We start from the raw sequence: 21,555 nt of genomic DNA on the forward strand, positions 1-21,555 counted from the left end.
GGAAATTACGATGAACAAGATGTCCAAGATCACCGTTACCGCCAACCGTCGCACCTATCCCTGGCCGAATGTCCCGGCCATCGCCATCTGCCTCGACGGCTGCGAGCCGGCCTATCTCGACGAAGCCATCAAGGCCGGGCTGATGCCGACGCTCGAGCGCATCCGCAAGACCGGGACGGAGCGCACCGCGCTCAGCGTTATCCCGAGCTTCACCAATCCGAACAACCTTTCCATCGCTACCGGCCGGCCGCCGGCGATCCACGGCATCTGCGGCAACTATCTCTACGAACCGCAGACGGGTAACGAAGTGATGATGAACGATCCACGCTTCCTGCGCGCCCCGACCATCTTCAAGGCATTCTACGATGCGGGTGCGAAGGTCGCCGTGGTGACGGCGAAGGACAAGCTCAGGGCGCTGCTCGGCCACGGGCTGAAGTATGACGAGGGCAGGGCCATCTGCTTCTCGTCTGAAAAGGCGGACAAGACGACCGAGGCGGAAAACGGCCTCGACAATGCCTCGGCCTGGCTCGGTCGCGCTGTACCGGAAGTCTATTCGGCCGATCTCTCCGAATTCGTCTTTGCCGCCGGCGTCAAGCTGCTCAAGGAATTTCGGCCGGATGTCATGTACCTGACGACCACCGACTATGTGCAGCACAAATATGCGCCGGGCGTACCCCAGGCGAACGCCTTCTATGAGATGTTCGACAAGTATCTGACCGAACTCGACGCGCTCGGCGCGGCCATCATCGTCACGGCCGACCACGGTATGAAGCCGAAGCACAAGGCGGACGGTTCGCCGGATGTCATCTACGTGCAGGACCTGCTCGACCAATGGCTCGGCAAGGACGCCGCGCGCGTCATCCTGCCGATCACCGACCCCTATGTCGTGCATCACGGCGCGCTCGGCTCGTTTGCCACGGCCTATCTGCCCGAAAGTGCGGACAAGGAGGAGATCATCGAGCGGCTGCAGGCGATCGAAGGCATCGACGTCGTGCTCTCCCGCCCGGAAGCCTGCGTACGCTTCGAGCTGCCCGACGATCGGATCGGCGATCTCGTGCTGATCTCCTCGGAAAACAAGACGCTCGGCACCAGCGAACATCGCCATGATCTGGCGGCGCTGAACGAACCGCTGCGCTCGCATGGCGGCCTGACCGAACAGGCGGTGCCTTTCATCGCCAACCGCAAACTGCCCGAATTGCTGACATCCGCGTCGTTGCGCAATTTCGATGCGTTCTACTACGCGCTCGTCGCAGCCGCCCAGACAACGCACTAGGGAGGGAGCGATGACCAAGGTGGAAACAGCATTTGCAATTCGCCACGAGCCCATGCGGATCGCCGGCAAGACAGTCGATACCGAAGGGCGCATCGAGGTGCGCTACCCTTTCAACGATGCGGTGATCGGCACGGTGCCTGCGGGCAGCGCCGAGCATGCGCGCAAGGCCTTCGAGATCGCGGCCGCCTACCAGCCGAAGCTGACGCGTTACGAGCGTCAGCGCATCCTGCTCAAGGCTGCGGACCTGCTCGTTGCCCGCAAGGAGGAGATCTCCGATCTGATCACGCTGGAGCTCGGGATCTCCAAGCAGGACTCGCTCTACGAGGTCGGCCGCGCCTTCGACGTGCTGACGCTGTCGGGCCAGATGTGCATTCATGACGACGGCGAGATCTTCTCCTGCGACCTCACACCACACGGCAAGGCGCGCAAGATCTTCACCACGCGCGAACCGCTCAACGCCATTTCGGCGATCACGCCGTTCAACCATCCGCTCAACATGGTGGCACACAAGGTCGCGCCGGCGGTTGCGACGAACAATTGCGTTGTGCTCAAGCCGACAGAACTGACGCCGATGACGGCGCTTATCTTCGCCGACATTCTCTATGAGGCCGGCCTGCCGCCGGAAATGCTCTCGGTCGTGACCGGCTGGCCCGCCGATATTGGCATGGAGATGATCACCAATCCGAACTTCGACCTCATCACCTTTACCGGCAGCGTTCCAGTCGGCAAGCTGATCGCGGCCCACGCCCACTACAAGCGGCAGATCCTGGAGCTCGGCGGCAACGACCCGCTGATCATCCTCAACGATCTGTCGGACGACGATCTCGCAAGAGCCGCGGATCTGGCCGTTGCCGGCGCGACGAAGAACTCCGGCCAGCGTTGCACCGCTGTGAAACGCATCCTCTGCCAGGAGAGCGTTGCCGACCGCTTCGTGCCGCTGGTGCTCGAGCGAGCGAAAAAGCTGAGGTTCGGCGATCCGATGGACCGGGCGACGGACCTTGGCACGGTCGTCCATGCCAAGGCGGCGGAAGTCTTCGAGCGGCGGGTGCACCGGGCAGCGGAAGAAGGGGCGGAGATCCTCTACGATCCCGGCCGTAAAGGCGCCCTCTTGCCGCCAATCGTTGTCGACCGCGTTAAGCATTCGAGCGAACTGGTGATGGAAGAAACCTTCGCGCCGATCATACCGATCGTGCGCGCGCCCGATGATGACGACGCGCTGATCGCGCTCTCGAACTCAACCGCCTTCGGCCTTTCTTCCGGCGTCTGCACCAATGACTTCCGGCGAATGCAGAAATACATCGCCGGGCTGAAGGTCGGCACGGTCAACATCTGGGAAGTGCCGGGTTACCGGATCGAGATGAGCCCCTTCGGCGGCATCAAGGATTCCGGCAACGGCTACAAGGAAGGCGTCATCGAGGCGATGAAGAGCTTTACCAACGTCAAGACATTCTCCTTGCCATGGTGATTTCAAGCGTTTCCCCCGCTGATTCACCCCTCTGGGAGCCGCCATGGCGGCTCCCTTTTTATTTGCTCCCGCAGCGTCGCGGGGCTCTGCGCGACGCGCAATCTTAGATCTGCTCCTTCATCCGGCAGATTGTGCGAAATCGTATCGAAACCTGCCGCCGCCTTGGTCAAGCGCGGTTTCCATGCCCAGTTCTGCGGCAGAACATCCATAGTTTTTTTCTTCTAATCGATAAGAATAATAAATTTTACTTACAGGAAACCGCTGCGCAGAATGTTTCCCGAAGCCGATCACAACAGGGCAACGACAAGATTGTCCGCCGCGCTTCCCCGGTTTTACCAGGACCTCAGAGGAGAACTTCAATCATGAACAGACGCATGCTCTTTGTGCTTGCCGGCGCCGTTTCCGCTGTGCTTCCTGCCATCGCTGCCGCTGAAACGCAGCTCACCGTCTACACCGCCGTCGAAGCCGTCGACCTCGACCGCTACAAGGCGACCTTCGAAAAGGCCCACCCGGACATCAAGATCAACTGGGTGCGCGATTCCACAGGCGTCATGACCGCCAAGCTGCTTGCAGAAAAGGACAATCCGCAGGCCGATGTCGTCTGGGGGCTCGCTGCAACCTCGCTGCTTCTCTTGAAGACCGAAGGCATGCTGGAACCTTACCAGCCCAAGGGCGTCGAGACGCTCGACCCGAAATTCGTCGACAAGGACACGCCGCCGAGCTGGGTCGGCATGGACGCCTATGTCGCGGCTCTTTGCTACAACACGGTCGAGGGCGAAAAGCTCGGCCTCAAGCCGCCGACGAGTTGGAAAGACCTGACGAACCCCGAATACAAGGGCCACGTGGTGATGCCGAACCCGGCATCCTCGGGCACCGGTTTCCTCGACGTCTCCGGCTGGATGCAGATGTGGGGCGAGGAGAAGGCCTGGGACTACATGGACAAGCTCCACGAGAACATCTCCGCCTACACCCATTCCGGCTCCAAGCCGTGCAAGATGGCAGGCGCCGGTGAAGCCGTCATCGGCGTGTCCTTCGAGTTTCCGGGCGCCAAGGCCAAGAGTGCCGGTGCACCGATCGACATCATCTTCCCCGCCGAGGGTTCGGGCTGGGAGGCCGAGGCAACCGCAATCATCGCTGGCACGGCAAACCTCGAAGCCGCAAAGACGCTCGTCGACTGGTCGGTCACCAAGGAAGCGAACGAAATGTACAATGCCGGCTATGCCGTCGTTGCCTATCCGGGCGTCGCCAAGCAGGTCGAGCACCTGCCCGACGACATCGCTTCCCGGATGATCGTCAACGACTTCGAGTGGGCTGCAAACAACCGCTCTGACATCCTCAAGGAATGGCAGAAGCGTTACGACGCCAAGTCTGAACCGAAGAGCTGAGCCTGATCGGCTGGGCGCAGCGCCTTTGCGCTGCGCCCCATCGCATTTCTCGGAAAGAAAATCCCTCAAGCCAGCGGAGCTTGCAGATGAGGCATGCCCTGTCGATCGAACCGACGCCCACCAGCCGTCAGCACTTCGCCGATGACGCGGCCGCGGAGCCGGCCCCCTACTTGCAGATCTCGGATCTCTGGAAGACCTATGGCGATTTCGTCGCGCTTCGCGACATTTCGCTGTCGATTGCCAGGGGCGAGTTCGTCTGTTTTCTCGGCCCGTCCGGCTGCGGCAAGACGACGTTGCTGCGAGCCATCGCCGGTCTCGACCTGCAGACGCAAGGCACCATCCTGCAAGACGGCCGCAATATCTCGACGCTGCCGGCTTCCCGCCGCGACTATGGCATCGTCTTCCAGTCTTATGCGCTCTTTCCCAATCTGACGATCGAGCAGAACATCGCCTTTGGCCTGGAAAACACCGGCCGATCGAAGGCGGGGGTCGCATCCCGGGTCGCCGAACTCTTGGAAACGGTCGGCCTTTCGGCGCACGGCAAGAAGTATCCGGCCCAGCTTTCCGGTGGCCAGCAACAGCGCATCGCGCTTGCCCGCGCCATCGCCATCTCGCCGGGGCTATTGTTGCTCGACGAGCCGCTGTCGGCACTCGACGCCAAGGTTCGCGTGCACCTTCGCCATGAGATCAAGGCGCTGCAGAGAAAGCTCGGTGTGACGACCATCATGGTGACGCACGACCAGGAGGAGGCCCTCGCCATGGCCGACCGGATCGTCGTCATGAACCACGGCGTCATCGAGCAGGTCGGCTCGCCGACCGAAATCTACCGTCATCCCGAAACGCTGTTCGTCGCCGACTTCATCGGCGAGACCAATCAGTTCGAAGCCCGGGTTCTTGGAGATGACGAAGTCGAGATCGGCCACTCCGCCTTTTGCTGTTCGACGGAGGATTTTTCCGCCGGCCATGCGGCAACGGCGGTCGTCCGCCCGGTCGACATCATTCCCCACGGAGCCGATGCCCATGCCGTCAACGCCAGCGACCGGCCGGCCACACCGCAGAACCTGATCGATGCCGAGGTGCGCGAGATGGAGTTCCTCGGCATGTTCTGGCGCACGCGCCTGACGGCCCCGCGTCTCGGCGAGCGCACGCTGGTTGCCGACTTCTCCGTCAACGCGGTGAGACGCCTCCGGATCGAAACCGGCGGCGCCATCCAGGTGGAGATCCCGCGCGAACGCCTGCTGCTCTATCCGAGGGGGGCTGGACGATGAACATGGTTCTGGAAGCACCCCACCTTCCCCTGATCGGCAAGCGGCTGCGCCAGGAATCCTCCAAAGACGACCGCATCAAGCTCGGCTTCATGGCGGTCATCGGGCTATATCTGGTCGTCGCGCTTGGCGCGCCGCTCTTCGTCATGCTGTCGAAGTCGCTGTCGACCTACCGGTTCGAGCTTTCGGCTTTCGAGTTCCAGGTGAGCGACGAGACGGGGGCGAACTGGGGGCCGGTCGTCACCGCCGAAGACCTGAACCGGGAACTCGGGGCGGTGACGGAAGCCGAGCTTTCCAGCAGTTCCGACGGACGGCTCGCGGCCACAAAATTATTCCCGGATTTCAAGTTCCGCAGCCCCGTTCACTACCGTATTCGCGGCACGAACGACGATGCCGCCTTCCTGGTCGGCTCCACCCTCGAAAAGGGGACTGAGTGGCGGGACTATGATTCCGGTACCTTCCGGCGCGTCGTGCTGCGACCCGCGCGCGCTCTGGGTTTTACGAACTTCACGACCTATTTCTCGACGCCGGCGCTTGCGCAGTCGATCTACAATTCCGTGCTGATGGCGGTGATCAGCACGGTGTTCACGATCTCGGTCGCCTTTGCGCTTGCCTACGGCCTGACGCGCAGCTGCATGCCGCTCAAAGGGCTTTTCCGCGGCATCCTGACGATCCCGATCCTGGTGCCGTCACTCTTGCCGGGCATTGCACTCGTCTATCTCTTCGGCAATCAGGGCATCTTCAGGGATTGGCTTTTTGGCTATTCGATCTACGGGCCGATCGGCATCGTCATCGGCTCTGTTTTCTTCACCCTGCCGCATGCCTTCCTGATCATCCTGACGGCGCTCTCGATTGCCGATGCTCGCCACTATGAGGCGGCCGCATCGCTCAAAGCCAGCAAATGGCGGACCTTCACGACCGTCACGGTGCCCGGCGCGCGCTTCGGCATCGTCTCTGCGGCCTTCGTCGTCTTCACGCTTGTCATCACCGATTTTGGCCTGCCCAAGGTGATCGGCGGACAATACGGCATGCTCGCCGTCGACATTTACAAGCAGGTGATCGGCCAGCAGAACTTCGAGATGGGCGCGGTCGTTTCCGTCATCCTGCTGGTGCCGGCGGTGCTTGCCTTTTACGTCGACCGGCACATGCAGAAGCGGCAGGTAGCGCTTCTGTCGGCGCGCGCCGTGCCCTATCAGCCGAAGCCCAATGCCCGCATGGACGGTCTGTGCTTCACCTTTGCCTGCTTCGTCAGCCTCTTCATCCTCGGCATGATCGCCATGTGCCAGATCGCAGCGGTGGTGAAGTTCTGGCCCTATGACCTGACGCTGACAGCCAAGAATTTTGCCTTCGACCTGATGGACGGTGGCGGCTGGGCCGCCTATGGCAACTCGATCCGGCTCGCGCTTTTGACGGCACTCTTCGGTTCGATCGTCGTCTTTGCCGGCGCCTACATGGTGGAGAAGGCCGATGGCTTCCGCTTCGGCCGTGGCCTCTTTCACTTCCTGGCGATGATGCCGATGGCGGTGCCCGGCATGGTGCTCGGCCTTGCCTATATCTTCTTCTTCAACAACCCGGCCAATCCGCTGCACCCGATCTACGGCACGATGACGATCCTCGTCGTCTCGACCGTGACGCACTTTTATACCGTCGCGCACCTGACCGCGCTGACGGCGCTGAAGCAGATGGACCCGGAGTTCGAATCCGTCGCCGCGTCGCTGAAACAGCCCTTCCACCGGCTGTTCTTTCGGGTCACGGTGCCGGTCTGCCTGCCGGCGATCCTCAACATCGCGATCTATCTCTTCGTCAATGCGATGACGACCGTCTCGGCGGTGGTGTTTCTCTACTCGACCGACACCAAGCTCGCGTCAGTCGCCGTGCTAAACATGGACGACGCCGGCGATATCGCGCCGGCCGCGGCCATGGGCATGATGATCTTTTACACCAATGTTGCGGCCAAACTTGTCCACGCGCTGATCGCGCGCGGTCTGCTCGCGCGCACCCAGGCTTGGCGCTAACCCGCAACCAGCCCTTCGCAAAGCGCCGCCGTCCTTCGTTCTGAAGGACGGCGGCGCTTTTGTCCGCGTCACTCTACGCCACCCGGAGCTCCGCCATCACCACTTTGCGGTCGTTTCCTGCGCGCAGGCGCTCCATCTCGTTGAGACGCGAACGCTGCGGCGTAAGGCCGTAGCGTTCGCGGTAGGTGCGGGAAAAGTGCGAGGCGGTGGAAAAGCCGCAGGCGACCGCGATTTCGATGACCTGAAGCGACGAGGTTATGAGCAGCAGGTGAGCGCGCTCGAGCCTGAGGTCGAGATAGTAGCGCGCCGGCGTGCGCCCCATTTCTCTTCGAAACAGGCGCTCGATCTGGCGCCGGGAAAGTCCGGTCGAGGGCCACATGTCGGCGAGCTTCAATGGCTCGGCAAGATTTGCCTCCATCTTTTCGATGACACGAATCAATAGAGGGTTGTCGATGCCGAGACGTGCCTGCAACGGCAATCGCTGGCGCTCGCCGGTCTCACGCAGCCGCTCGCAGAGTGCCGCCTCGCAGATACGGGTGGCCACGTCCCGACCAAGGTCCTCTTCGATGATGTGCAGGAACATGTCGAAGGGCGCGTTGCCGCCGGCGCAGGTATAGATCCCGCCGTCGATCTCAAAGGCGGTCTGGCGCGGGTCCGCGATGAAGAACCGCTCGGAGAAGTCTGGAAAGTGTTCCCAGTGAACGGCGCAGCGACGCTCATCGAGCAGCCCCGCGCGCGCTAGGCAGTAGACGCCGCCGCCAAGCCCGGCGAGGCGCGCGTTGCTGCGAGCGCCTGATCGCAGCCAGGCCTCCAGGGCCCTGTCGGCCGATGGCTTCTTGCGGCCGCCACAGATGACGATGAAGCCCGGATCTGCATCGCGGCCAAACCGGTTGCGTTCGGCCGAGAGCGGCGCCGCTACCGGAATGCCCGTGCCGCAGGATGAAACGGCGGGTGCTCCATCCGCCGCTACAAGGTGCCACCCGTATACCGGGCGGCCGGCCACGTCATTGGCGAGGCGTAGCGCTTCGATCGCCGCGGAGAAGCCATGGAGGGTAAATCCATCGAGCAGGTAGAAGGTGAAGTGGCGAGCCTGCGTACATGGCTGTTGCATTGTCTCTTCCTGAGGGCGTCGAAGTGGTGCGCGGAAAGAATAGTTACATTATGCAACATATTGGACCGTTGCCAATCCCGTTAAAACGAGGATCCGAAGAAATCCGCTCGAAATCCGTGCAGGTGAGGGGCTACTGCGCGTGCGCTGCGGCATGGACAACCGTTGCAGCTTGTCAAATGGACAAAAATGGACACAGATAGTCACATGTCAGAACAACAAAACGCCCGCGCTCTTGCTCCACGCCGTCACGGCGAGATCCTCAGGCGGCTTGCAGCCGACGGTACCGTTGGTATCACCGAGCTTGCGGATTTCTTCGATGTTTCGCGTCAGACCATCAGGCGCGATCTGAAGCTTCTTGCCGATCGCGGCCAGCTCGATCTTGTCCATGGCGGCGCCACCCTGTTCGAGCCGACGGAAGCGGCCTTCGTCGAGCGGCGGGAGGAGAATGCCGGGCCAAAAGCGCTGATCGGTCGTGCAGCAGCAGGTCTCGTGCGCGACGGCATGGTGATCTTCCTTGATTCCGGCACGACGACGCTTGCTGTGGCCCATGCCCTGACTGGGCGAAAAAACTTAACGATTTGCACGACTTCGCTATCGATCGCCTTGCTGATGTGCCGACAGCCCCAGGTGCGCGTTCATATGCTCGGCGGCGAAATCGATCCGGATGAAGAAGCGGCCATCGGTATCGATGCGCTCGAGGCGATCAGCCATTTCCGCGTCGACGTCGCGTTCTTAGGCGGCGGGGGCCTGTCGCCCGATGGAGAGGTGACCGACTTTACCCGCAGCGGCGCCGAGCAGCGCTCGCGCATGGTGGCAACGGCGGCCAAGGCCTATTTCGTACTCGACAGTTCCAAGTTCGGACGGCTGACGCCACTTCGCATTCCCCGCTTCGAAGCCGCCGCCGGAGTGATTGTTGACCGACATCCGCCGGAGGCGATCCGCGAGGCGCTCGAGCGCAAAGGTCCAGCCCTGGTCGTTGCAGAACAACAAATGTAATCTTTTGTAACTTTTTGTCTTGTTCTTTGTCCGCGTTTTGTTACCGTGCGGCCTTCCATGGGTTCGGGAGGTCGTTTCATGGCGCAGGAATTTCCAACACAGGCACAGGTCGTCATCGTCGGCGGCGGTATTATAGGCTGCTCGGTCGCGTATCACTTAACCAAGCTCGGCTGGAACGACGTCGTTTTGCTGGAGCAGGGGCAGTTAAGCGGCGGCACCACCTGGCATGCGGCCGGTCTCGTCGGTCAGTTGCGCAGCCACGCCAACATGACGGGCCTCATCAAATATTCGACCAAGCTCTATAGCGAGCTTGAGTCCGAGACCGGCCTTGCCACGGGCTGGAAGAATTGCGGCTCGCTCTCGGTTGCCCGCACGCAAGACCGCATGACCGTGTTGAAGCGCACGGCGGCCTCTGCTCGCGCCCAAGGCGTCGCGATCGAGGTGATCTCGCCGAAGCAAGCGCAGGAGCTCTGGCCGGTCATGGCGATCGACGATCTCGTCGGCGCCGTCTGGCTGCCGGGCGACGGCAAGGCCAATCCAACAGACCTCACGCAGTCGCTCGCCAAAGGCGCCCGCAATCGCGGCGCCCGCGTGATCGAGCGCGTCCGGGTCACAGGCATTTCGACCAAAAACGGCGTCGTCACCGGCGTCGAAACCGATCGGGGGGCCATTGCCGCGGAGATCGTCGTCAACTGTGCCGGTCAATGGGCACGCAAGGTCGGCCAGATGTGCGGCGTCACCGTGCCGCTGCACTCGGCCGAGCACATGTATATCGTCACCGGCCGCATCGAGGGCGTACATCCTGACCTGCCGGTCATGCGCGATCCGGACGGCTACATCTATTTCAAGGAGGAAGTCGGCGGGCTCGTCATGGGTGGCTTCGAGCCGGAAGCCAAGCCCTGGGGCATGGCAGGCATTCCCGACGATTTCGAGTTCGCCCTCTTACCTGACGATTGGGATCAGTTCGAAATCCTGATGCACAATGCGCTGCAGCGCGTGCCGCAGCTTGAAACATCCGAGGTGAAGAAGTTTTACAACGGCCCGGAGAGTTTTACCCCGGACAACAATTTCATTCTCGGCGAGGCGCCCGAACTGAAGAACTTCTTTGTCGGCGCAGGCTTCAACTCCATGGGGATTGCCAGCGCCGGCGGGGCAGGTCGAGCCCTTGCCGAGTGGATCGTAAACCGCGCGCCGACCATGGATCTTTGGCCGGTCGATATCCGTCGCTTCGCGGGCTTCAACAACAATCCGCGCTGGCTTCACGATCGCGTCAAGGAAACGCTCGGTCTGCACTATGCGATGCCTTGGCCGAACCGGGAGCTGGATACGGCACGCCCCTTCCGCCGTTCGCCTCTCTACGATCGGCTTGCCGCCAAGGGCGCGTGCTTCGGTTCGAAAATGGGATGGGAACGGGCCAATTGGTTTGCTGCGGAAGGCGAGCGCCCCGTCACCGAGTATTCCTTCGGTCGGCAGAACTGGCATGAAGCGGTCAAGCGCGAGATGAAGGCAACGCGCGAGGCCGCCGGCATTTTCGACCAGACCTCCTTCGCCAAGCTGCTTGTGCAGGGGCGGGATGCGGCAGCAGCGCTTAACCGCATCTGCGCTGCCGACATCGACGGCGAGATCGGCCGTTCTGTCTATACCGGACTCTTGAACGCGCGGGGCGGCTACGAGAGCGACCTGACCGTCATGCGACTTGCGGCCGATCGCTTCATGCTGATCACAGGTTCGGCCCAAGCGGTGCATGATGCGGACTGGATCCGCAAGAACCTTGCCGCGGACGCCCACGTGACTTTGACCGACGTGACGTCGTCCTATGCAGTCCTGGCGCTGATGGGACCGAAATCGCGCGACATCCTCTCGAAGCTTACCTCGGCGGATATCTCGAACGAGGGCTTTCCCTTCGCGACTATCCGCGAGATCGATATCGGTTACGCCACGGCCTTTGCCAACCGCATGACCTATGTCGGCGAACTCGGCTGGGAACTGATCGTGCCGACAGAATTCGCTGTCGGTGTTTACGAGGCGCTGCACGAGGTCGGTCGCGCCTTCGGCCTGACGGATTGCGGCTACTATGCGCTTGAGGCTTTGCGGCTGGAGAAGGGCTACCGCGCCTGGAGCCGGGAACTGACGCCCGACATCAACCCCTACGAGGCTGGTCTTGGCTTTGCGGTTGCTCTGGGAAAACCCGGCGGCTTTGTCGGCCACGATGCGCTCGTGGCCGCAAAGACCAAGGGCCTGCCCTCGCGCCGCATCGTTCAGTTTACCCTGGACGATCCCTTGCCCATGCTTTGGGGCGGCGAACTGATCCTGCGTGCGGGAAAACCGGTCGGCGAGGTCCGCTCCGCCGCCTACGGTCACACGCTTGGGCGTTCGGTCGCACTCGGCCTGCTTGAAAACCCTGAAGGCGTGGACAAAACGTTCCTCGAGGGGGAGCGCTTCGAGATCGATCTTGCAGGCATTCGCTATGCCGCGACGGTGCATCTGGCACCGGCATATGATCCGCGTGCGCTGAGGGTCAAGATTTAGACCATCTTTTCGCGATGCGACGAATTGCGCGTGTTGATCTTCCCGCGAGCCCGTCTAGGCGGGCTCGCGTTCCAGCAAGAGCTTTGCCGTTTGCCAGAGGTCCTCGACCCTGCGGCTGCGCGTCGCGGCGTGACGGTAAAGCCGAATTTCGAGGTCGAGATTCCAGCCCTTATCCGTAGAGGCGGGTACGAGGCCACCGGCATCGATCGCGTCACGGGCAAGGCTTTCGGGCAACCAGCAGACGCCGGCACCCGACATCGCCATGTTCATCAGCCCGGCACTGATGGTGTTTTCATGCGTCGTGCGGCGCCGGAAGGGCGGGCGCCGCAGCATGAGACGCGAAAGGGCGACCCCGAAGAACGAATTGAACCCGTAGCTCAGATAGGGAATAGCGAGCCGCGGCTGCGCCACAGCCCGGTCGAGAATATTCAGCCCCGGTAGCGTACCATCGGGGATAGAGACGTTTGCGGCGGCGAGCGGGATCAGCCGATCATGGGCGATCGTCAGCGACGAGAATTGTGCGCGGTCGAGATGGAATGGCACCTCCGAATGCGCATAAGTCAGAAAGAAATCCGCCTCGTCACCAATGAGGGCGTCAAGATTGGCCTCGATGCCGCCGCGGTCGGGCATCAGCGAGGTGCTGAAAGCGCCACCTGCGTTTTCGAGCAGTTTGAGCCAGCCAGGGAAGATCGTTACCGTCAGCGTATGGAGCGCGGCAAAGCGGATGAGGCCTTCTTCGTGAGACGGGCGTAGCGATTCGCGCGCTGCATAGAAGGTTCGGATTGCCTCCTGCGCTATGGGCAGGAAATTGCGACCTGCCGGCGTCAGTTCCGCCGGCATGGTGGCGCGGTTGATCAGCGTTGCCCCGAGCCAACGCTCCAACTGTTTGATGCGGCGGCTGAACGCCGGCTGAGTCACGTTGCGCAACTCGGCAGCGCGCGAAAAACTCCACGTGTCGGCGAGGGTCACGAAGTCCTCCAGCCACTTGATCTCCATGCCCAGATCTCCCCTGCGTTGCAGCTGAGGGGATCATAAGTCGTTGGAAAGAAATCGCTATGCCGATATTGCATCAGCCTTTGCTAAAAGCGAATTAGCCAAACCCCGACAAACCTTCCACGTTGCGCCCAAGGCAAACAGTTCTGATTTCGAGGCAGCGAGGAGGCTCACGAAATCAGGCTGATAACAAAAGGGGGATTGTTAATGGCCTTCCAGCTTCACGCTGATCTTATTCTGCACAACGGCCGAATCTGGCGAGGCAGGGAGGAGGGGATCAGCGAGGCCGTTGCCATTTGGCAGGGCAAGGTTCTGGCCACCGGCAGCGATGCCGAGATGGCGAGCCTCAAGGGGCCCCAAACCAAGGTGATCGATCTCGAAGGCCGTTTTGCCAGCCCCGGTCTTATCGACAATCACCTTCACCTGATCTCCACCGGCATCACCATGGGCTGGGTCGACGCGACCCCTGCCGCTGCGCCGACGCTTGCCGCCCTTATGGAGAAACTTGCCGAACGCGCGGCCGTCACGCCGAAGGGCGCATGGGTGCGGGCACGGGGCTATGACCAGGTCAAGCTCGATGTCGGCCGGCATCCGACCCGCGAGGAACTCGACCGCGCCGTACCGGATCATCCCGTGCTGCTGACGCGCGCCTGCGGCCATGTGGCCATCGCGAATTCGCTGGCGCTGAGCCTGGCGGATGTCACCGAGGCGACGCCGGTGCCGGACGGCGGCGTAATCGGCACCACGGACGGGCGCCTCAACGGGTTCCTGGCGGAAAACGCGCAGAACCTCATCAAGACGGCTATTCCCGAGGTGACGACGGAGGAGTTGATCGACGGCATCGAGCGGGCAGGGCGCTATCTTCTGTCGCTCGGCATTACGAGCTGCATGGATGCGGCGGTCGGCCAACTTGCCGGCTTTGCGGAAATCCAGGCTTATGAGATGGCCAAGCTTTCCGGCCGCCTGCCGGTGCGCGTCTGGCTGACACTGCTCGGCGATCCCGGCGTCTCGATCGTAGAGGATTCCTGGCGTGCCGGGCTCATTTCCGGTGCGGGCGACGACATGTTGCGCGTCGGGGCCGTGAAGATCTTCCTCGACGGCTCGGCCGGCGGGCGCACCGCATGGATGTCGAAGCCCTATCTTGGTGAGCCCGACAATATCGGCGTACAGATGCTGCCGGATGCCGACGTCGAGGCGATCGTCAAATCCTGCCACGACCGGGGCTATCAGATGGCTTGCCACGCCATCGGCGACGGTGCGATCGAGCAGCTGATCACGGCCTACGAAAAGGCGCTGGCCGGTAATCCCGATCCGGATCGGCGCCATCGCATCGAGCATTGCGGCTTCTCGAGCCCGGAGCAAGATCGGCGCATGAAGGCGGCAGGCATCCTGCCGGCGCCGCAGATGGCCTTCATCCACGATTTCGGCGACAGCTACGTTTCCGTGCTTGGTGAGGAACGGGGCAAGGCCTCCTACCAGATCGGCACCTGGATGCGCATGGGTCTCAAGCCCTCGACCGGCTCGGATTCGCCCGTCTGCTCGCCCGATCCCTTCCCGAACCTTCACGCCATGATCACGCGCAAGACCGGCAAGGGTACCGTGATGGTGGAGGCGGAAAAGCTGAGCCGCGAGGAAGCGTTGCAGGCCTACACGGAATACGGCGCCTATTCTCAGAAGGCCGAAGACGTGAAGGGCAGGCTTGTGCCGGGACAATGGGCCGACATCGCCGTCTTCGACAACGACCTCTTGGAGGCACCGGCCGATACCATTCTCTCAGGCACACGCTGCCTGATGACCCTGCTTGCAGGCCGCGTCGTGCACGACGCACGCTGACGACCTGAAAGACCAATCAACACAAAGCCGAAAACGGCACGAGAGGGAAAACAGCATGCTGAAAAGATTGACATTGGCCGCAATGCTCGGCCTCGGGGTGGCAACCGGAGCGCTGGCTGCCGGCGAACGCCACGGCGGAACGCTCGTCTTTACCGCACCCTATGGCTCGAGCTTCGCCACGCTCGACGTTCAGGCAAGCCCGAACACCCAGGAGGAATTCATCACCCAGGCGATCCACCGCGCGCTCTACAGCTGGGATTCGACCCAGAACAAGCCGGTCCTGGAACTCGCTAGCTCGGAAGAGGTGTCCGAGGATGGTACGGTGCACACCTATCGCCTGCGCGAAAATGCCGTCTTCCACAACGGCAAGCCACTGACGGCCGACGACATCATCTACAGCTACAAGCGCATCGCCAACCCGAAGAACGCCTTCCCGGGCGCAAGCTACATTGCCGTCATCAAGGGTGCGGATGCGTTCATCGCCGGCAAGGCTGAGGAGATTTCCGGTCTCAAGAAAATCGACGACCACACGCTGGAGATCACCTATACCGGACCGATCAACCCCGGCTTCCCGCTGATGCAGAACACGACGGTGATTTATCCGTCTGATGTCAAGGATGAATCGAGCTTCGCCAAGACCCCCGTTGGCCTCGGCGCCTTCGTCTTCAAGGAGCACGTGCCGGGATCGCAGGTCGTTGTCGAAAAGTTCGACAAGTACTACGAAGAGGGCAAGCCCTATCTCGACCGCATCAACATCGTGCTGATGGCCGAGGACGCCGCGCGCGACGTCGCGTTCCGAAACAAGGAAATCGATGTCTCGATCCTTGGCCCGACCCAATACCAGGCCTATCAGGGTGAAGACGCCTTGAAGGATCACCTGCTCGAAGTTGCCGAGGTCTATACGCGCAACATCGGCTTCAACCCGGCCTTCGAACCCTTCAAGGACAAGCGGGTCCGCCAGGCGATCAACCATGCGATCAATGCGCCGCTGATCATTGAACGGCTCGTCAAGAACAAGGCCTACCCCGCCTCCGGCTGGCTGCCGCTGTCTTCGCCGGCCTTCGACAAGGACAAGGTGCCCTACGCCTTCGATCCAGAGAAAGCGAAAGCACTCCTGGCGGAAGCAGGCTATGCCGATGGCTTCGAGTTCGAAGTCACGGCGAGCCCGAACGAAAGCTGGGGCGTGCCGATCGTTGAAGCCATCCTGCCGATGCTGAAGAAGGTCGGCGTCACCGTGAAGCCGAAGCCGGTCGAAAGCTCCGCGCTTGGCGATGCCGTGACGTCGAACAACTTCCAGGCCTTCATCTGGTCGAACCTGTCCGGTCCCGACCCGCTCAATGCACTGCGTTGCTTCTATTCCAAGACGGCGCAGTCCGCCTGCAACTACGCGAGCTATGCGAGCCCGGATTTCGACAAACTCTATGAGGCGGCCCAGCAGGAACGCGACCCTGCCAAGCAGAGCGATCTGCTGCGCCAGGCCAACAACATCGTGCAGGACGATGCGCCGGTCTGGTTCTTCAACTACAACAAGGCGGTCATGGCCTACCAGCCCTGGATCCACGGCCTTGTCCCGAACGCCACGGAACTGGCGGTCCAGCCCTATGACGAGATCTGGATCGACGACACGGCGCCGGACGCACGCAAGTAAGCCCTGAGAGGTTCGGGGCGGTTTCGGCCGCCCCACACATCAGTTGTCCCACCCATCCGGGTGGCCAAAATGGAACCGCTCATGCTTCGTTTTACCCTGCGCCGCATTCTGCAGGTCGTCCCGACGATCGTCGTGGTGGCGCTGCTGATCTTCGTTATCTTCTCCGTCGTCCCCGGTACCTTCGCGGCCAGCCTCTTTGCCGACGGAAAGCGTGCCGCCGATCCGCAAATGATCGCTCGCCTCAATGAGGAGTTCGGTCTGAACAAGCCGCTGATGGAGCGCTTCGTGACCTATGTTACGGATCTCGCCCAGTTCGATCTCGGCACCAGTTTCCGCACCCGCCAGCCGGTCATTGACCTCATCAACGACCGGCTGGGCGCCTCGCTTCAGCTGGCCGTCGCCGCCATGGTCTTCGCCATCGTTGTCGGCGTGCCGCTCGGCTTTCTTGCAGCACTCAGGCCCGGTTCGATCCTCGATACGGTGACGATGATCGGGGCGGTTTCGGGCCTCTCCATGCCGCAATTCTGGCTCGGCCTTCTGATGATGTATCTCTTCGCCCTGCAACTGAACTGGCTGCCCAGTTTCGGTTACGGCGACGGCTCGTTTCGAAACCTCATCCTGCCGGCCGTGACCCTCGGCGTCACGCCGCTCGCGCTGCTGGCGCGCACCACCCGGGCCGGCGTGCTCGACGTTTTGAACGCCGACTTCATTCGCACCGCCCATTCCAAAGGCATGAGCGAGGCGAAGGTGGTGCGCTGGCACGTGGCGCGCAATGCGCTGGTGCTGATCGTCACCACGGTCGGCCTGCAGTTCGGCTCGCTGATCGGCCAGGCCGTCGTCATCGAAAAGCTGTTCGCCTGGCCGGGCATCGGCTCGCTGCTGGTCGATAGTGTGGCGATCCGCGACATTCCCGTGGTGCAGGGCACGATCCTCGTCATCGTGCTGTGGTTCCTGATCATCAACACCGCCGTCGATCTGGTCTATGCCGCGATCGACCCGCGCATCAAGCAGGAGTGACGACCGTGCGCCTCGGCTTCAACTTCTGGCTCGGTGCGACGCTGACTGCGCTCGTCATCTTCGCCGGTGTCCTTGCCCATTGGATCGCGCCCTTTGACCCCGTGCTCGATGCCGACTTGATGAACTCCGAACTGCCGCCGGACGCCACCTTCTGGTTCGGCACGGACGGGCAGGGACGGGACGTCTATACCCGCATTCTTTACGGCGCGCAGATCTCGCTGACTGTTGGCATCGTGTCGCAGGTGATCAACTCGATCATCGGCGTCACGCTCGGCATGACGGCCGGCTATTGGGGCGGCTGGTGGGACGATCTGGTCAACGGCCTGACCAACGTCATGCTCGCCATCCCCTCGTTGATCTTCGCGCTTGCCGTCATGGCGGTGCTTGGCCCCGGCCTGCCGTCGCTCTTGATCGCGCTTGGCCTCACCAACTGGAGCTGGACCTGCCGCATCGCTCGCTCCTCGACTCTCTCCTTGAAATCGCAAGGCTACGTGCAGGCGGCCCAGACGCTGGGCTATGGCGACCTGCGCATCATGTTCACGCAGATTCTGCCGAACATGATGGGGCCGATCCTCGTCATGGCAACGCTCGGCATGGGGTCGGCGGTGCTGTCTGAAGCGGCGCTCTCCTTCCTCGGCCTCGGCATCCAGCCGCCATTCCCGAGCTGGGGTTCGATGTTGACCGATGCACGCCAGCTGATCCAGCTCGCCCCCTGGGCGGCGCTCTTCCCTGGCCTTGCCATCTTCCTTTCGGTGCTTGGCTTCAACCTTCTCGGCGATGGTCTGCGTGACAGCCTCGATCCGCATATGAGGACGCGAAAGCCATGACCGCGCCGCTTCTCGACATCAAGAACCTGCAGCTTGGCGTTTCGCTCGGCCGTTCCAGCTACCATCCACTGCTCAAGGGCGTCTCGTTCCAGATCATGCCCGGCGAGGCCTATGGCCTCGTGGGCGAATCCGGCTCCGGAAAATCGGTCACATCGCTTGCCGTCATGGGCCTTTTGAAACGGCCGCTTGCCGTTACCAGTGGCGAGATATTGTTCAAGGGGCAGAACCTGCTGGCGTTGCCGAAACGCGAGATGCGGCGCCTGCGCGGCAATCGCATCGCCATGATCTTCCAGGAGCCGATGACGGCGCTGAACCCGCTTTCAACGGTCGGGCGACAGATCGCCGAGATGTTCGTGCTACATCAGGGAAAAAGCTGGGCGGAAGCCGAAAAGCTCGCCGTCGAAGCGCTCGGGAATGTGCGCGTGCCCAACCCTGATCGCCGTGCTAGGAACTATCCGCACCAGATGTCCGGCGGGCTGCGCCAGCGGGTGATGATCGCGATGGCGCTTGCCTGCAGCCCGGACCTGTTGATCGCCGATGAGCCGACGACGGCACTCGACGTAACCGTGCAGGCCGAGGTGCTGCGCCTCATCAAGGAACTCTGCGCGGCGCGCGGGACGGCCGTCCTCTTCATCAGCCACGACCTTGGCGTCATCGCCAGCATCTGCCAGCGCGTCGGCGTGATGTATTCGGGCTGCCTCGTCGAGGAGAACGAGACGCGGGCGCTCTTTGAAAGCCCGCGGCACGAATACACCCGCGGCCTGCTCGGCGCCCTGCCGCGCCTTGGCAGCCGCAGCGAACATGGGCGGCAGCGGCTCGTCGACATCGACAGCATCATCGCCGACCGCTCGAAGCTGACGGAAAGCCGCTTCATCGCGCCACGCGAACGGGAAGGGAGCCAGCCATGACCGCGCCGCTGCTTCAGGTGGACGATCTCCATGTCCGTTTCCCCATTTCCGGCGGCGGCCTGCTCGGCAAAGGACGGCGTACGCTTCACGCCGTCAACGGCATCAGCTTCGAGCTTGCCAAGGGCGAATGCCTGTCGATCGTCGGTGAATCCGGTTGCGGGAAATCGACGACGGCGCTTTCCATTCTCGGCCTGCAGGAACCGACTGAGGGCATGATCCGCTATCGCGGTCAGCCGCTCGCGGGGCCCGGCGCGCCGCAACGGATGGACCGGGCGAAAGCGGTGCAGATGGTGTTCCAGGATCCTTATGCCTCGCTCAACCCCCGCCAGTCCGTGCGCACCTCGCTCGCAGCACCGCTGCGGCTGCACGGCATTACCGCCGCCTCGGAAATCGAAGGCCGCATCGAGGCGATGCTCAAGAATGTCGGCCTGACGCCCGAACAGGCCAAACGCTATCCGCATGAGTTCTCCGGCGGCCAGCGCCAGCGCATCGGCATCGCCCGCGCGCTGATCCTCGAGCCTGAGATCGTCGTGCTCGACGAGCCGGTCTCGGCCCTCGACGTGTCGATCCGCGCGCAGATCATCAATCTGCTGCTCGACCTTCAGGAAAAACTCGGCCTCTCCTATCTGATGATCAGCCACGATCTGAGCGTGGTGGAACACATGAGCGACCGGGTGCTGGTGATGTATTTCGGCGAAGTCGTGGAAGAGGGCGGCTGGCGCGAGATTTTCGAAGTCCCCACCCATCCCTACACGCGCCGCCTGATCGCCGCCATTCCCGATCCGGATGCTGCGCTGAATCCGGCGGAAAGGCAGGCGAGCGACGCCACCGTGCCGCAACTTGCCGGCCGCAGCTTCGTTTCCGATGGCAGCACCGCGCCGGATGTTTTTACCGCGCCTGTTCGATCCGAACTGATCGAGATCGGCGGGAACCATAGGGTTCGGATGGCTTTGGCCTAACCGATGGAATGCGCTGAGCGAAGCCCCGTTCCGCCCCGCGGCAAAGATAGGCTAGGTTGCTCAACGTCCGAACTTGGAATCATTGAAATCTAGGATGAACCCGATGAAACGCATGCCGAAGATCGCCGTGATCATGGATGAAAACACCAGTGCGGGCGGTGGACGCTATGACGTCTCGAGAAATTACTTTTCCGCCCTGCGCCGCGCCGGCGCCTTTGCCTTCGGCATCCCCTATGTTCCCGATCTCGTCGACCAGGTCGTCGAAGATTTTGATGGGTTCTTAAGCGTCGGCGGCCGCATCAACTTCCCGAAAAGCTGGTATGTCGAAGGAGACCAATCCCACTATCCGCCCTCGGATCGGCTAGCCGTCGACATGGCATTGATGGAAAGTTTCCTTGCGCGCGACAAGCCTGTGCTCGGCATCTGCAACGGCATGCAGATGCTCGGCTGCCTCAACGGTTGCCGGATGGTTTCCGATGTCCATTCGTCGTGGCCCGACGCGCTCAATCACGACCAGGCCAATTTCTCGCATGACGTCAGCGTTGTCCCCGGCACCAGAATGGCCGACATCCTCGGCATCGAAACATTCACCGTGAACACGTTTCACCGCGAGGCGATCGTGGAGGTATCGGGCGCGGTGACCGTTACGGCCCGAGCCCCGGATGGTGTCGTTGAAGCGATCGAGATCGGCTCGCAGACCTTTGCCATGGGCCTTCAATGGCACCCCGAAATGCTGGATGCCGACAGCCATCCGGGCGCTCGCGTCTTCGACGCCTTCGTCGAGGCGTCAAGCCGACACCTTCGATAACCTGTTCCAAGGCCCTGCTGCGTTCTGTCGGAAGCACATTCTGCCCTCTCCCGATTGACGTTGGCGGCTCCAGCAAATAGGGCCAAGCCGACAAGCGTGCCAAACGCCAGCAAGACAGCAACAGGAGTGTATAGTGAGCGAACCGACCGTAGCAGAGGCAACAGATCGCATTTACGCATCGCTGCAGGCAGACAATGCCGACATCGATCTTCATATCGCGACCCTCAAGGCAGCATTGATGCGGGCAGGTTTGAAAGAGGCCGTATTCGACCCGACCAGGCTCGTGCAAAACAACCGTTCCGGACGGAAGCTGATGCAGGCGTACTTTCGGCAGCGCGGCGTAACGGTGAAATTCTCGGCCTAGCAAGGTCGTTCAATGATGCCAGAAAGGCCGCAGTCGGGTGGCCGAATGGGTGCCTGCCTGGTCGGACTGCGGTGGCTCACCAGGCTGAGCGATCCCGGTTTCCGCTCGTCGGCTGGCTGCCAAGGTGAACCTCTCGGCGCGCGACCCTTTCAACCGGTC

General features: G+C 62.1%; 18 protein-coding genes. 15 read left to right on the forward strand and 3 right to left on the reverse strand.

The genetic code is table 11. The features are described 5' to 3' along the window. The first annotated feature begins 10 nt into the window (after window positions 1-10). The gene (gene phnA, locus FA04_RS31295) at window positions 11-1,273 is read left to right on the forward strand and encodes a phosphonoacetate hydrolase (protein ID WP_034794753.1); all 1,263 of its coding nucleotides are present in this window, start codon (window positions 11-13) and stop codon (window positions 1,271-1,273) included. 10 nt (window positions 1,274-1,283) lie between these two features. Next, window positions 1,284-2,738, forward strand: coding sequence for a phosphonoacetaldehyde dehydrogenase (gene phnY, locus FA04_RS31300; protein ID WP_034794751.1), 1,455 nt, complete (start codon window positions 1,284-1,286; stop codon window positions 2,736-2,738). A gap of 23 nt (window positions 2,739-2,761) precedes the next feature. Here the strand turns inward: phnY and FA04_RS35815 are convergent, their stop codons facing one another. Continuing rightward, window positions 2,762-2,947, reverse strand: a complete 186-nt coding sequence (locus FA04_RS35815; protein ID WP_060516634.1) for a hypothetical protein — start codon at window positions 2,945-2,947, stop codon at window positions 2,762-2,764. A gap of 153 nt (window positions 2,948-3,100) precedes the next feature. Here FA04_RS35815 and FA04_RS31305 point away from each other — a divergent pair, with 153 nt between their 5' ends. The 3 genes from FA04_RS31305 (at window position 3,101) to FA04_RS31315 (ending at window position 7,403) form a co-directional block, all read left to right on the forward strand. Continuing rightward, complete coding sequence (locus FA04_RS31305) at window positions 3,101-4,123, forward strand: putative 2-aminoethylphosphonate ABC transporter substrate-binding protein (RefSeq protein WP_034794747.1); 1,023 nt, start codon at window positions 3,101-3,103, stop codon at window positions 4,121-4,123. Window positions 4,124-4,209: 86 nt separating this feature from the next. Then, window positions 4,210-5,391, forward strand: a complete 1,182-nt coding sequence (locus FA04_RS31310) for a putative 2-aminoethylphosphonate ABC transporter ATP-binding protein (RefSeq protein WP_034794744.1) — start codon at window positions 4,210-4,212, stop codon at window positions 5,389-5,391. 2 nt (window positions 5,392-5,393) lie between these two features. After that, window positions 5,394-7,403 carry a putative 2-aminoethylphosphonate ABC transporter permease subunit gene (locus tag FA04_RS31315; protein ID WP_034794741.1) on the forward strand — a complete coding sequence of 670 codons (2,010 nt, stop codon included), beginning with the start codon at window positions 5,394-5,396 and terminating at the stop codon, window positions 7,401-7,403. A 73-nt stretch (window positions 7,404-7,476) separates the two neighbouring features. On the opposite strand, the gene FA04_RS31320 is transcribed toward FA04_RS31315, so the two are convergent. Next, the gene (locus FA04_RS31320; RefSeq protein WP_034794738.1) at window positions 7,477-8,514 is read right to left on the reverse strand and encodes a GlxA family transcriptional regulator; all 1,038 of its coding nucleotides are present in this window, start codon (window positions 8,512-8,514) and stop codon (window positions 7,477-7,479) included. Window positions 8,515-8,718: 204 nt separating this feature from the next. On the opposite strand from FA04_RS31320, the gene FA04_RS31325 reads away from it, so the two are divergent. Together FA04_RS31325 and FA04_RS31330 are read left to right on the forward strand one after the other, a co-directional pair. Further along, the gene (locus FA04_RS31325; protein WP_034794735.1) at window positions 8,719-9,510 is read left to right on the forward strand and encodes a DeoR/GlpR family DNA-binding transcription regulator; all 792 of its coding nucleotides are present in this window, start codon (window positions 8,719-8,721) and stop codon (window positions 9,508-9,510) included. A gap of 78 nt (window positions 9,511-9,588) precedes the next feature. Beyond that, a complete protein-coding gene (locus FA04_RS31330; protein WP_034794731.1) occupies window positions 9,589-12,039 on the forward strand; it encodes a GcvT family protein in 2,451 nt (816 codons plus the stop codon). A gap of 54 nt (window positions 12,040-12,093) precedes the next feature. Here the strand turns inward: FA04_RS31330 and FA04_RS31335 are convergent, their stop codons facing one another. Continuing rightward, window positions 12,094-13,035: a LysR family transcriptional regulator gene (locus tag FA04_RS31335; protein ID WP_034794728.1), complete on the reverse strand. Its 942-nt coding sequence runs from the start codon at window positions 13,033-13,035 to the stop codon at window positions 12,094-12,096. A gap of 204 nt (window positions 13,036-13,239) precedes the next feature. On the opposite strand from FA04_RS31335, the gene FA04_RS31340 reads away from it, so the two are divergent. From FA04_RS31340 to FA04_RS31375, 8 genes are all read left to right on the forward strand, one after another. Then, entirely contained in the window at window positions 13,240-14,865 is a 1,626-nt protein-coding gene (locus FA04_RS31340) for an amidohydrolase (RefSeq protein WP_034794726.1), read from the forward strand. Window positions 14,866-14,920: 55 nt separating this feature from the next. Beyond that, a complete protein-coding gene (locus FA04_RS31345) occupies window positions 14,921-16,513 on the forward strand; it encodes an ABC transporter substrate-binding protein (RefSeq protein ID WP_034794723.1) in 1,593 nt (530 codons plus the stop codon). Between the two features lie 81 nt (window positions 16,514-16,594). Further along, on the forward strand, window positions 16,595-17,530 hold the full coding sequence (locus FA04_RS31350) for an ABC transporter permease (RefSeq protein WP_034794719.1): 936 nt from the start codon (window positions 16,595-16,597) through the stop codon (window positions 17,528-17,530). A gap of 5 nt (window positions 17,531-17,535) precedes the next feature. Further along, window positions 17,536-18,357: an ABC transporter permease gene (locus tag FA04_RS31355; RefSeq protein WP_034794912.1), complete on the forward strand. Its 822-nt coding sequence runs from the start codon at window positions 17,536-17,538 to the stop codon at window positions 18,355-18,357. Beyond that, the gene (locus FA04_RS31360) at window positions 18,354-19,265 is read left to right on the forward strand and encodes an ABC transporter ATP-binding protein (RefSeq protein ID WP_034794704.1); all 912 of its coding nucleotides are present in this window, start codon (window positions 18,354-18,356) and stop codon (window positions 19,263-19,265) included. The genes FA04_RS31355 and FA04_RS31360 overlap by 4 nt, the downstream gene beginning before the upstream one ends. Further along, complete coding sequence (locus tag FA04_RS31365) at window positions 19,262-20,224, forward strand: ATP-binding cassette domain-containing protein (RefSeq protein ID WP_034794701.1); 963 nt, start codon at window positions 19,262-19,264, stop codon at window positions 20,222-20,224. Before FA04_RS31360 ends, FA04_RS31365 begins: the two co-directional genes overlap by 4 nt. Before the next feature lie 103 nt (window positions 20,225-20,327). Further along, window positions 20,328-21,032 carry a gamma-glutamyl-gamma-aminobutyrate hydrolase family protein gene (locus tag FA04_RS31370; protein ID WP_082584576.1) on the forward strand — a complete coding sequence of 235 codons (705 nt, stop codon included), beginning with the start codon at window positions 20,328-20,330 and terminating at the stop codon, window positions 21,030-21,032. Between the two features lie 130 nt (window positions 21,033-21,162). Then, the gene (locus FA04_RS31375; RefSeq protein ID WP_034794697.1) at window positions 21,163-21,396 is read left to right on the forward strand and encodes a hypothetical protein; all 234 of its coding nucleotides are present in this window, start codon (window positions 21,163-21,165) and stop codon (window positions 21,394-21,396) included. Window positions 21,397-21,555 lie beyond the last annotated feature (159 nt).

This window comes from Ensifer adhaerens (assembly GCF_000697965.2).
Classification (GTDB): domain Bacteria; phylum Pseudomonadota; class Alphaproteobacteria; order Rhizobiales; family Rhizobiaceae; genus Ensifer; species Ensifer adhaerens.

Bases quoted from the DNA above. Each gene is read 5' to 3' on its own strand.
- phnA (WP_034794753.1), top strand. From the start codon at position 11: ATGAACAAGATGTCCAAGATCACCGTTACCGCCAACCGTCGCACCTAT.
- phnY (WP_034794751.1), top strand. From the start codon at position 1,284: ATGACCAAGGTGGAAACAGCATTTGCAATTCGCCACGAGCCCATGCGG.
- FA04_RS35815 (WP_060516634.1), bottom strand. From the start codon at position 2,947: ATGGATGTTCTGCCGCAGAACTGGGCATGGAAACCGCGCTTGACCAAG.
- FA04_RS31305 (WP_034794747.1), top strand. From the start codon at position 3,101: ATGAACAGACGCATGCTCTTTGTGCTTGCCGGCGCCGTTTCCGCTGTG.
- FA04_RS31310 (WP_034794744.1), top strand. From the start codon at position 4,210: ATGAGGCATGCCCTGTCGATCGAACCGACGCCCACCAGCCGTCAGCAC.
- FA04_RS31315 (WP_034794741.1), top strand. From the start codon at position 5,394: ATGGTTCTGGAAGCACCCCACCTTCCCCTGATCGGCAAGCGGCTGCGC.
- FA04_RS31320 (WP_034794738.1), bottom strand. From the start codon at position 8,514: ATGCAACAGCCATGTACGCAGGCTCGCCACTTCACCTTCTACCTGCTC.
- FA04_RS31325 (WP_034794735.1), top strand. From the start codon at position 8,719: ATGTCAGAACAACAAAACGCCCGCGCTCTTGCTCCACGCCGTCACGGC.
- FA04_RS31330 (WP_034794731.1), top strand. From the start codon at position 9,589: ATGGCGCAGGAATTTCCAACACAGGCACAGGTCGTCATCGTCGGCGGC.
- FA04_RS31335 (WP_034794728.1), bottom strand. From the start codon at position 13,035: ATGGAGATCAAGTGGCTGGAGGACTTCGTGACCCTCGCCGACACGTGG.
- FA04_RS31340 (WP_034794726.1), top strand. From the start codon at position 13,240: ATGGCCTTCCAGCTTCACGCTGATCTTATTCTGCACAACGGCCGAATC.
- FA04_RS31345 (WP_034794723.1), top strand. From the start codon at position 14,921: ATGCTGAAAAGATTGACATTGGCCGCAATGCTCGGCCTCGGGGTGGCA.
- FA04_RS31350 (WP_034794719.1), top strand. From the start codon at position 16,595: ATGCTTCGTTTTACCCTGCGCCGCATTCTGCAGGTCGTCCCGACGATC.
- FA04_RS31360 (WP_034794704.1), top strand. From the start codon at position 18,354: ATGACCGCGCCGCTTCTCGACATCAAGAACCTGCAGCTTGGCGTTTCG.
- FA04_RS31365 (WP_034794701.1), top strand. From the start codon at position 19,262: ATGACCGCGCCGCTGCTTCAGGTGGACGATCTCCATGTCCGTTTCCCC.
- FA04_RS31370 (WP_082584576.1), top strand. From the start codon at position 20,328: ATGAAACGCATGCCGAAGATCGCCGTGATCATGGATGAAAACACCAGT.